At 65.5% G+C, this 9,839-nt stretch carries 11 protein-coding genes and 1 pseudogene; 5 read left to right on the top strand and 7 right to left on the bottom strand.

The features are described from left to right. The 3 genes from IC66_RS0108345 to dapE all read left to right on the top strand — a co-directional run. On the top strand, nt 1-337 hold a 337-nt coding region (locus tag IC66_RS0108345), incomplete at its 5' end, for a DapH/DapD/GlmU-related protein (protein ID WP_283806348.1). Between the two features lie 222 nt (nt 338-559). Next, nucleotides 560-1,213: a DUF805 domain-containing protein gene (locus IC66_RS0108340; RefSeq protein ID WP_038947342.1), complete on the top strand. Its 654-nt coding sequence runs from the start codon at nt 560-562 to the stop codon at nt 1,211-1,213. Then, entirely contained in the window at nt 1,210-2,376 is a 1,167-nt protein-coding gene (gene dapE / locus IC66_RS0108335) for a succinyl-diaminopimelate desuccinylase (RefSeq protein ID WP_038947341.1), read from the top strand. Before IC66_RS0108340 ends, dapE begins: the two co-directional genes overlap by 4 nt. A 132-nt stretch (nt 2,377-2,508) precedes the next feature. On the opposite strand, the gene truA is transcribed toward dapE, so the two are convergent. The 3 genes from truA to def form a co-directional block, all read right to left on the bottom strand. Beyond that, complete coding sequence (truA, locus tag IC66_RS0108330; RefSeq protein ID WP_038947340.1) at nt 2,509-3,246, bottom strand: tRNA pseudouridine(38-40) synthase TruA; 738 nt, start codon at nt 3,244-3,246, stop codon at nt 2,509-2,511. A 6-nt stretch (nt 3,247-3,252) separates the two neighbouring features. Further along, nucleotides 3,253-4,188 carry a methionyl-tRNA formyltransferase gene (gene fmt, locus IC66_RS0108325; protein WP_038947339.1) on the bottom strand — a complete coding sequence of 312 codons (936 nt, stop codon included), beginning with the start codon at nt 4,186-4,188 and terminating at the stop codon, nt 3,253-3,255. Nucleotides 4,189-4,325: 137 nt separating this feature from the next. Beyond that, the gene (gene def / locus IC66_RS0108320) at nt 4,326-4,850 is read right to left on the bottom strand and encodes a peptide deformylase (protein ID WP_028140840.1); all 525 of its coding nucleotides are present in this window, start codon (nt 4,848-4,850) and stop codon (nt 4,326-4,328) included. A 170-nt stretch (nt 4,851-5,020) separates the two neighbouring features. Here def and IC66_RS0108315 point away from each other — a divergent pair, with 170 nt between their 5' ends. Then, on the top strand, nt 5,021-6,220 hold the full coding sequence (locus IC66_RS0108315; RefSeq protein ID WP_038947338.1) for a DNA recombination protein RmuC: 1,200 nt from the start codon (nt 5,021-5,023) through the stop codon (nt 6,218-6,220). Between the two features lie 141 nt (nt 6,221-6,361). Beyond that, complete coding sequence (locus tag IC66_RS0108310; protein ID WP_038947337.1) at nt 6,362-7,726, top strand: AmpG family muropeptide MFS transporter; 1,365 nt, start codon at nt 6,362-6,364, stop codon at nt 7,724-7,726. 119 nt (nt 7,727-7,845) lie between these two features. Here IC66_RS0108310 and IC66_RS0108305 read toward each other — a convergent pair whose 3' ends face one another. From IC66_RS0108305 to IC66_RS0108290, 4 genes and pseudogenes are all read right to left on the bottom strand, one after another. Next, nucleotides 7,846-8,283 carry a hypothetical protein gene (locus IC66_RS0108305; protein WP_018320787.1) on the bottom strand — a complete coding sequence of 146 codons (438 nt, stop codon included), beginning with the start codon at nt 8,281-8,283 and terminating at the stop codon, nt 7,846-7,848. 27 nt (nt 8,284-8,310) lie between these two features. After that, complete coding sequence (gene recR / locus IC66_RS0108300; RefSeq protein WP_018320788.1) at nt 8,311-8,913, bottom strand: recombination mediator RecR; 603 nt, start codon at nt 8,911-8,913, stop codon at nt 8,311-8,313. Between the two features lies 1 nt (nt 8,914). Next, on the bottom strand, nt 8,915-9,235 hold the full coding sequence (locus IC66_RS0108295) for a YbaB/EbfC family nucleoid-associated protein (protein ID WP_028140843.1): 321 nt from the start codon (nt 9,233-9,235) through the stop codon (nt 8,915-8,917). Nucleotides 9,236-9,263: 28 nt separating this feature from the next. After that, a pseudogene (locus tag IC66_RS0108290) lies at nt 9,264-9,839 on the bottom strand (DNA polymerase III subunit gamma/tau); the annotation flags it as partial.

Below are 9,839 nucleotides of genomic sequence, written 5' to 3'. Positions count from 1 at the left end.
CGTGCTCGAGCCGCTGCAGGCCGAGCCCGTGATCGTCGAGGACGATTGCTTCATCGGCGCGCGCTCAGAGGTCGCCGAGGGCGTGATCGTGCGCAAGGGTGCGGTGTTGGCGATGGGCGTGTTCCTGGGCGCCTCGACCAAGATCGTCGACCGCGAGACCGGCGAGGTCTTCATCGGCGAAGTGCCCGAATATTCCGTCGTGGTGCCCGGCGCGCTACCCGGCAAGCCGATGAAGAACGGCCAGATCGGCCCGAGCACCGCCTGCGCCGTCATCGTCAAGCGCGTCGACGAGCGCACGCGCTCCAAGACCAGCATCAACGAGTTGCTGCGGGATTGAGTTCGGCGCACACCGCTGTCGTCCCGGCGAAGGCCGGGACCCATACTCCGAGGCCGTGGTTTGGCGAAGACTCGTCGTTCGGTACGACTATCTTTCTACTGTCGATAGATCACGCGGTATGGGTCCCGGCCTTCGCCGGGACGACACCGGAGCCCTATCGAACCCACCCCCTCTCCATCGCGACCAAATATCGGGCGGCTCCTCCCGCCCGGAGCCGTTCGCATGGACTGGATCTGGTATCTGTTCCGCTTCGACGGCCGCATCAACCGCGCGTTGCTGTGGCAGGCGCTGCTGATCGTCGCGCTGCTGGCGGGCTTGCTGGAGATTGCCGGTCAAGTCATCGGGATCGTCGGAGGGACGAGGTCCACCCTGAAGCTCGGAATTGAGCTCGATTTCGACTTCGGTCTCGACGGCCTCTTCAAGCTGGTCGACCCCCGCGTCTCCCACGCGCTGGCATCGGCCGATCTCGCGGGCTCGATCCTCAAGGCGTCCGGCATGGCGCTGTTCTTCTGGATCTATCTCGCGACGGCGATCAAGCGACTCCATGACCGCGACAAGAGCGGCTGGTGGATCGTTCCGTTCTTCTTCTTGCCCGGCCTGTTCAGCCAGTTCGCGGACCTGCTGCCCAAATCAAGCTGGATATTTTCGCTCAACCTGACTGCCGCACTGCTGTGGCTGTGGGGCCTCGTCGAAATGTTCTGCCGGTCCGGCACCTCGGGCCACAACCGGTTCGGCCCTGATCCGCTCCTCGATATCGAGGACAGTTCGGCATCCGCCGCCTCCCCTGCGAAAGGCTGGGACCAGAGCCGCGAGATCGAAATTGTCCCGCCCCGCGCTAGCCCACCCGGCGGCATGCATGTTAAGCGGGGCGCATGACCGATGCTCTCTCCATTGCCCGCGATCTGATCCGCTGCCCCTCGGTAACCCCTGAAGATGCCGGTGCGCTCGGGGTGCTCGAAAAAGCCCTCACCGCCGCCGGCTTCGCCTGCCACCGCGTGACCTTCAGCGAGCCCGGCACCGCCGACGTCGACAATCTCTATGCGCGGATCGGCACCGAAGGCCCGCACATCACCTTTGCCGGCCATACCGACGTGGTGCCACCCGGTGACGAGAGCGCCTGGAGCATCGGTGCGTTCTCCGGAGAGGTGAAGGACGGCGTCCTGCACGGCCGCGGCGCGGTCGACATGAAGGGCGGCATCGCCTGCTCGGTCGCCGCGGTGCTGGAGCATCTCGCCGCCAATGACGGCAAGCCGCGCAACGACGGAAAGGGCTCGATCTCGTTCCTGATTACGGGCGACGAGGAAGACGTCTCCATCAACGGCACCATCAAGCTATTGAAATGGACGGCCGAGCGCGGCGAAAAATTCGACCATTGCGTGCTGGGCGAGCCCTCCAATGTCGAGACGCTCGGCGACACCATCAAGGTCGGCCGCCGCGGCTCGCAATCCGGCACGCTGTACGTGGACGGCGTGCAGGGCCATGTCGCCTATCCGCATCGCGCCTCCAATCCGGTGCCTGACATCTCCAGGCTGATCGTTGCGATCTCCGACGAGCCGCTCGACCATGGCAGCGCGCAATTCCAGGCCTCCAATCTCGAATTCACCTCGGTCGACGTCGGCAACAAAGCGAGCAACGTCATCCCCGGCGAGGCCCGCGCAAAATTCAACATCCGCTACAACGACAACCACACCCAGGCCTCGTTGCGCGAGCTGGTCGAGACGCGGCTGACAAAAGCCTGCGGCAACCGCATCAAGGCCCGCATCGTCTGGGAGCCCTCGAACTCCAACGTGTTCGTCACCAAGCCCGGCCCGTTCACTGATCTCGCGGTGTCCGCGATCGAGGAGGTGACGGGGCGGAAGCCCGAGTTGTCGACGAGCGGTGGCACGTCGGACGCAAGGTTCATTTCCAGCTATTGCCCGGTGATCGAATTCGGTCTGGTCGGCCAGACCATGCATCAGGTCGACGAGCGGGTGCCCGTCAAGGATCTGGAGAAGCTGACGCAGGTCTATCGCGGGATTTTGACGCGGTATTTCGGGTAGGTGCGGTCATTGCCAAGTATTCCGCCGTCATGCCCGGGCTTGTCCCGGGCATCCACGTACTTCAGTCCCAGCAAGAAAGATCGTGGATGGCCGGGACAAACCCGGCCATGACGGAAGTGGCGGCATCACGCGCTAATAATCCACCTTCATCAGATACAGCCCGTCCGGCGGGGCGACGATGCCGCAGGCGGCGCGGTTGCGCGCCTCTAACGCTGCGGAGAGGTCGTCGGCGGTCCAGCGGCCCTCGCCGACCCAGATCAGCGAGCCCACCATCGAGCGCACCTGGCTGTGCAGGAACGAGCGCGCCGAGGTGACGATGGTGATCTCGCGGCCGTCACGCAGCACGTCGAGCTGGTCGAGCGTCTTCTCCGGTGACTTGGCCTGGCACTCGGTGTCGCGGAACGTGGTGAAATCGTGCTTGCCGAGCAGACGCTGTGCCGCCGCATGCATCGCATCCGCATCGAGCCGGCGCGGCACGCGCCAGGCGTGGCCGATGTCGAGCGCGAGGTTGGCGCGGGTGTTGATCACGCGGTAGCGGTAGTGGCGCTTCACCGCGGAGAAGCGCGCCTCGAACGTGTCAGGCACGATCTCCGCCTCCAGCACCGCGATCGGATACGGGCGCAGATGCGCGTTGAGCCCATCGCGAAAACGGCCCGGCGGAAACTGCTTGTCGATATCGACATGCGCGACCTGGCCACGCGCATGCACGCCGGCATCGGTGCGGCCGGCGCCATGCACCCGCAAATCCGCGCCGGTCATCGCCTTCACGGCCGCCTCCAGCGCGCCCTGCACCGAAGGCAGCGTGTCCTGCACCTGCCAGCCGAAAAACGGCGCGCCGTCATACTCGATGGTGAGCTTGTAGCGGGGCATCGCTGATCAGTTGAACCTCGCTCCCGCCTTCAACGGCACGCCGCGCAGGAAATCCGCGGCCTGCATCCGGCCCTTGCCTTCGCGCTGGATCTCGATGATGCGGATGGCGCCCTCACCGCAGGCGATGGTGAGGTTGTCATCGAGCACCTCGCCCGGCGCGCCCGACCCCTTTGCCAAATCACACCGCAGGATCTTGACGCGCGCATTCTCGCTGACGCCGGCAAGCTCGGCCCAGGCGCCGGGGAATGGCGACAGGCCGTGGATGTGACGCAGCACGGCACGCGCCGGCCTGGTCCAGTCGATGCGCGCCTCGGCCTTGTCGATCTTGGCGGCGTAGGTGACACCGTCCTCGCTCTGCTTCTTGAGCTGGAGCCCGCCGCGCCCGAGCGCGGCCATCGCGCGCACCATGAGATCGGCGCCGAGACGGGAGAGACGATCGTGCAAATCGAGTGCAGTCATGTTGTCCGTGATCGCGAGGCGCTCGGCCATGGCGACGTCGCCGGTATCGAGACCGACATCCATCTTCATCACCATCACGCCGCTCTCGGCATCGCCGTCCATGATCGCACGGTTGATCGGCGCTGCGCCGCGCCAGCGCGGCAGCAGCGAAGCGTGCAGATTGTAGCAGCCGAGTTTTGGCGCATCGAGGATCGCCTGCGGCAGGATCATGCCGTAGGCGACGACCACGGCGGCATCGGCGTCGAACGCGCTGAACTCGTCGAGCGCTTCCTGGGTCTTCAGCGTCTTCGGCGTCAGCACGGGAATGCCGAGCTTTCGCGCAGCTTCTTCGACCGGCGTCGGCTGCAATTGCAGGCCGCGCCGCCCGCCGGGCTTCGGCGCGCGGGTGTAGACGGCGACGATCTCGTGGCCATGCGCGACCAGCTCGAGCAGCGTCGGCACGGAGAAATCGGGCGTGCCCATGAAGATCAGGCGGAGGGGCATGTGGCGAGACAATCCTCGGAAACGAGCAACGTACTCGTCATGGCCGGGCTTGTCCCGGCCATCCACGTTCTTCCGGCCTGCGGCGGCAGAGAACGTGGATGCCGGCACAAGGCCGGGCATGACGGCGGAGAACGTGGTTACTCCGCGCGCTTGGCGGCTTTCTCGAACTTCTTCATGACGCGGTCGCGCTTGAGCTTCGACAGATAGTCGACGAACAGCACGCCGTTGAGGTGGTCGATCTCGTGCTGGATGCAGGTGGCATAGAGACCTTCGGCGTCCTCCTCGTGCACCTTGCCGTCGAGATCGGTGAAGCGCACGCGCACCTTCGCAGGGCGCTCGACCTCCTCGTAATATTCGGGGATCGAGAGACAGCCTTCCTCGTAGACCGAGAGCTCCTCGGACGAGGCGATGATCTCGGGGTTGATGAAGACGCGCGGAAGTGGCGTGGTCTCGCCGTTCTCGTCGCGCTTGGCGAGGTCCATGGTGATGAGCCGCAGCGGCTGCGCGACCTGGATCGCGGCGAGGCCAATACCGGGCGCGTCGTACATGGTCTCGAACATGTCGTCGGCAAGCTTGCGAATCTCCGGCGTGACCTTCTCGATCGGCTTGGAGACCAGACGCAGCTGCCTGTCGGGCAGGATGATGATTTCTCTGAGGGCCATGGCCGCGATTTAAGCCGCGCGCCGGACGCGGTCAATCCGGCCGGGAACCCCGTTAACCCCTCGCTAACCATAAAACTTCAGGTTTCGTTAACCATAAAAATTAGGGGGCTATTAACCATAACCGTTCCCTCTTCGTTCGCTAAGGTCGGCGAATCGCGCTAGAAGGGCCCATGAACGAGATCATCTTCATGCTGGCCGACTGGCCGGTGCGCACGATTGATGCCCTGATCGGCTTCGGCGCCCTTGTCCTCACCCTGCTGGTGACGATCGCCGTCGTGATCGCCCGCTCGGGCCGGCGCGGCGCGGAACTCGCGATGGCGCATGCGATCCGGGCCGACGAGCTCGAGGAGCGCCTGAGCGAGGTGCTGCGCGCCCAGAGCGAATCCTCAGGGAGGGTCGACGCCATGACCCAGGCGCTGGCGGGACGCCAGGCCGAGATGGCGCGCGCGGTCAACGAGCGGCTGGATTCGGTCACCCATCGCGTCGGCCAGTCGATGGAACATTCGACGCGCAACACCATGGAGAGCCTGCGCGCGCTGCACGAGCGGCTCGGCATCATCGACAGCGCCCACAAGAACCTTACCGATCTCACCACCCAGGTGACGACCCTGCGCGACGTGCTCGCGAACAAGCAGTCGCGCGGCGCCTTCGGCCAGGCGCGGATGGAGGCGATCGTCCAGGACGGTCTGCCGAAGGGCGCCTACGAGTTCCAGTTCACGCTCTCGACCGGCAAGCGGCCCGACTGCGTCGTGTTCCTGCCAGACCAGCGCCCGCTCTGCATCGACGCGAAGTTTCCGCTGGAGGCGATGACGGCGCTGCACGACGCCCGCACCGACGAGGAGAAGCGCGTTGCCACGCAGCGGCTGCGCGGCGACGTGATGAAGCATGTCAGCGACATCGCGGAAAAATATCTCGTCACCGGCGAGACCCAGGAGATGGCACTGATGTTCGTGCCGTCGGAATCGGTCTATGCGGAAATCCATGACGGTTTCGACGACGTGATCCAGAAGGCCTATCGCGCCCGCGTGGTGCTGGTGTCGCCCTCGCTCTTGATGCTGGCGATCCAGGTCATGCAGCAGATCATGAAGGACGCGCGCATGCGCGATGCCGCCGACCAGATTCAGACTGAAGTGATCAAGCTCGGCGACGATCTGGGTCGTCTCAGGGATCGCGTGGTCAAATTGCAGAAGCATTTTTCCGATGCGAACGAGGACGTCCGCCAGATCCTGATTTCCGCCGACAAGATCGAGAAGCGTGCAGGCCGGATCGAGGAACTCGATTTCAGCAAGGCGGACGCGCCGGCCGAGGGACCGCGGCTGATCGCGGGCGCGGGCGAGCTGTTTCCGCGGAAGCTCCAGGCGGGGGAGTGACACCGTTTCGTCATGGCCGGGCTTGTCCCGGCCATCCACGGACTTTTCAACGGCACCAAGAACGTGGATGCCCGGGACAAGCCCGGGCATGACGGGATTTGTGGCAGAGGCATCACCCCCAGAATCTGCTAACACCACCCCATGACCGCTCCCGACGCGACCTCCCCCGCCGCGACCTCCGTCCCTGCGCCCTCCTGGCGCGACAGCCTTGCCGTGTACCTGCAGCCCCGGGTGCTGATCGTGCTGTTCCTCGGCTTCTCCTCGGGGCTGCCGCTGGCGCTGTCGGGCTCCACGCTGCTGGTGTGGATGCGCGAGGCCGGGGTCGATCTCAAGACCATCGGGCTGTTCGCGCTGGTCGGCACGCCCTACACGCTGAAATTCCTTTGGGCGCCGCTGGTGGATGCGCTGCATGTGCCGCTGTTCACCCAGACCTTCGGACGGCGGCGCGGCTGGATGGTGTTTTCGCAGCTGCTGCTGATCGTCGCGATCCTGCTGCTGGCGATGACCGACCCGGCCAGCTCGCCGTTCTACGTCGCGCTGGGCGCGCTGCTGGTGGCGACGACGTCGTCGACACAGGACATCGTGGTCGATGCCTTCCGCGTCGAGAGCCTGCCGGAGAGCGAGCAGGCCGCCGGCATGGCGGCTTACGTCGCGGCTTATCGCATCGGCATGCTGGTCTCGACCGCGGGCGCGCTGTTCATCGTCTCGGGCTTCGAGAGCACCGGCATCACCCGCACCTCGGCATGGATGTGGGGCTATGTGGTGATGGCGTCGATGGTGCTGATCGGCACGATTACCGCGCTGGCCGCGACCGAGCCGGCGCAATCCGCACAGGCAGAAGCTGCAACACAAACCGAGACCGCCTTTGCGCGCGTGTTGAGCGCGGCGATCGGCGCGTTCTCCGAGTTCCTGTCGCGCAAGGACGCACTCGCCGCGCTCGCCTTCGTGGTGCTGTTCAAGTTCACCGACGCGTTCTCGGGCACGATGACGGCGCCGTTCGTGATCGACCTCGGCTTCACCCGCAACGACTATGCGGCGATCGTGAAGGGCGTCGGGCTCGCCGCCACGCTGATCGGCGGATTTGCCGGCGGTTTCGTCGCGCGGCGCTATCCGCTGGCAATGTCGCTCTGGATCGGCGGCGTGGTGCAGGCGCTGGCCAATTTGTCCTTTGCCTGGCTCGCGGTGGTCGGCACCAATCAATGGGCGCTGGCGCTCGCCATCTGCGCCGAGAACTTCACCAGCGCCATCGGCACCGTGATCTTCGTGGCCTACCTCTCGGCGCTCTGCCAGAACCCGCTGCACACGGCGACGCAATATGCGCTGCTCACCGCGCTCGCGGCGGTGGGGCGAACCTATCTGTCGTCGAGCGCGGGATATGTCGCGGACACCACGGGCTGGCCGCTGTTCTTCGTGATCTGCGTGCTGGTTGCCATTCCGAGCCTGGTGCTGCTGACGTGGCTGCAGAAGCGCGGGCATTTCGAGGCGCTGGGGCCGGTGAGGGTGTGATGGTCTCGTAGGGTGGGCAAAGGTGCACTTGCGCCGTGCCCACCATCGTTCCAAGCATTCGGCAGAGGCGGTGGACACGCTTCGCTTTGCCCACCCTACGGCATCTCGATCTGATCCCCCTACTGCTTCTTGATCAGGCTCCACTTCGTGATCACGGCTTCGCTCATCTGGCCGGGATCGCTGGCGCAGGCGACCTCGTCGACCTTGACCGAGATTTCCTTGCCGACGAACGTCTTCAGCTGCGCGGCCTGCGCATCGCCGCTCGGAACGAGCTGGAAGGTCTCGGGCCCGGTCTCGAGATTGCACAGCCCGTTCGGCGGCGGCAGGCGGCGCGGCTCGGACGTGATCTGGTAGGTCGCAACCCGCTTGCCGGCATTCTTGACGTCGCGCACTTTCAAGGCGTTCAACTCGCCGGACAACACCTCGCCGGCGTTGATCGGCTTGCCGGGCTTGGACGGCGGCGGCGCCCCGTCGTCCTGCTGCGCTGAGATGGCCGGGCTCGCCAGCAGCATCATCGTCGCGACCAAAGCCAAGCGTGTGGCGAAAAGTTTCGTCATGTCGTCCGTTCCGTAAAGTCTGGATGGCTAGAACAGGGTACGCTGCCGCATCGCGGCCGATAGCGTACCTTCATCGAGATAATCAAGCTCGCCACCGACAGGCACACCATGGGCCAGCCGGGTTACTTTTACGTTGGCGTCCTGGAGCAGGTCGGTGATGTAGTGCGCCGTGGTCTGGCCGTCCACCGTGGCATTCAGCGCCAGGATGATTTCGTGCACCCGAGAATCATGCGCGCGCGCGACCAGCGCGTCGATGGTCAGATCCTGCGGGCCGACGCCGTCGAGCGGCGACAATGTCGCGCCCAGCACATGATAGCGACCCTGGGTCGCATTGGCCCGCTCCAGCGCCCAGAGATCGGCGACATCGGCGACGACGACGATGATGGCGTCATCGCGCTTGGGATCGGTGCAGACGGTGCAGGGATTTTGCGTATCGATGTTGCCGCAGGTCTTGCAGACCTGGACCTTGTCGAGCGCGACCTGCATGGCCGAGGCCAGCGGCATCATCAGCGCTTCGCGCTTCTTGATCAGATGCAGCGCCGCGCGCCGCGCCGAGCGCGGACCGAGGCCCGGCAGCCGCGCGAGAAGCTGCACCAGCCGCTCGATTTCGGGACCTGCAACCGCGCCCATCTTACTGGCCGAACAACCCCGGCGGCAGGCCGAGCCCGCCGGTCAGCGACTGCATCTTCTCCTGCATCGCGGTCTCCGCCTTGCGGCGGGCATCACCGAGCGCGGTGACGAGCAGATCTTCCAGCACTTCGCGCTCTTCCGGCTTCATCAGCGAGGGGTCGATCTTGATACCCTTGACGTCCATTTTCGCGGTCATGCGCACCGCGACGAGGCCGCCGCCGGAGATGCCCTCGACTTCCACGTTGGCCAGCTGCTCCTGCATCTCCTGCATCTTGGATTGCAGCTGCGCCGCCTGCTTCATCATGCCGAGAAAATCAGCCATCGGTGCTCGTCCTTGGAAAAAGATGGGCTCAGAGATCGTCGCCGTCGGAACCGTCGGGCGGATCGTCACTGCCATAGTCAGCGTTTATATTGGCTTCCGGCGTCTCGGGGGCAAGCCTGCGGACCTCGACAACCTTCGCGCCGGGGAAACGCGACATCACCTCCCGCACGCGCGGATCGGCCTCTGCGGTACGGGCATGCTCCTGCTTCGCCGCCTGGTTCACCGAGCGCAGCGTCGGCTGGCCCTGCTCGTTGGAGACGATCACCGTCCAGCGGCGGCCGGTCCACAGCTCGAATTTCTTGGCAAGCTCGGAGATCATGGTCTTGGAGGCGTTCGGCTCGAGCGCGACCTCCAGCCGGCCCTCCTCGAAACGGACAAGGCGCATGTCGCCTTCGAGCGCGCTCTTGGTCATGATGTCGCGCTTCTGCCCGGCGAGCGCGACGAGCTGGGTGAAGCTCGTGACGCGCAGCTGGGGCACCGCCCCTTGCGGATCCGGCGCGGGCGCCGCCATCTGCGGCCGCGCGCCGCCACCGCCGAACGAAGGCGGCGACGAGGTCGGCATGCGAACAGGCGCCGAGGAGGCCGTCGGCGCGGCCGGCGCGCT

Origin of the sequence: Bradyrhizobium genomosp. III, from assembly GCF_000261705.1 — a bacterium.
In the GTDB taxonomy this organism is placed as follows: domain Bacteria; phylum Pseudomonadota; class Alphaproteobacteria; order Rhizobiales; family Xanthobacteraceae; genus Bradyrhizobium; species Bradyrhizobium ottawaense.
This window is presented reverse-complemented; position numbering and strand designations above follow the sequence as displayed.

Excerpts from the sequence above, each read along its gene's own strand:
- IC66_RS0108340 (WP_038947342.1), top strand. The coding sequence starts at position 560 with ATGGACTGGATCTGGTATCTGTTCCGCTTCGACGGCCGCATCAACCGC.
- dapE (WP_038947341.1), top strand. The coding sequence starts at position 1,210 with ATGACCGATGCTCTCTCCATTGCCCGCGATCTGATCCGCTGCCCCTCG.
- truA (WP_038947340.1), bottom strand. The coding sequence starts at position 3,246 with ATGCCCCGCTACAAGCTCACCATCGAGTATGACGGCGCGCCGTTTTTC.
- fmt (WP_038947339.1), bottom strand. The coding sequence starts at position 4,188 with ATGCCCCTCCGCCTGATCTTCATGGGCACGCCCGATTTCTCCGTGCCG.
- def (WP_028140840.1), bottom strand. The coding sequence starts at position 4,850 with ATGGCCCTCAGAGAAATCATCATCCTGCCCGACAGGCAGCTGCGTCTG.
- IC66_RS0108315 (WP_038947338.1), top strand. The coding sequence starts at position 5,021 with ATGAACGAGATCATCTTCATGCTGGCCGACTGGCCGGTGCGCACGATT.
- IC66_RS0108310 (WP_038947337.1), top strand. The coding sequence starts at position 6,362 with ATGACCGCTCCCGACGCGACCTCCCCCGCCGCGACCTCCGTCCCTGCG.
- IC66_RS0108305 (WP_018320787.1), bottom strand. The coding sequence starts at position 8,283 with ATGACGAAACTTTTCGCCACACGCTTGGCTTTGGTCGCGACGATGATG.
- recR (WP_018320788.1), bottom strand. The coding sequence starts at position 8,913 with ATGGGCGCGGTTGCAGGTCCCGAAATCGAGCGGCTGGTGCAGCTTCTC.
- IC66_RS0108295 (WP_028140843.1), bottom strand. The coding sequence starts at position 9,235 with ATGGCTGATTTTCTCGGCATGATGAAGCAGGCGGCGCAGCTGCAATCC.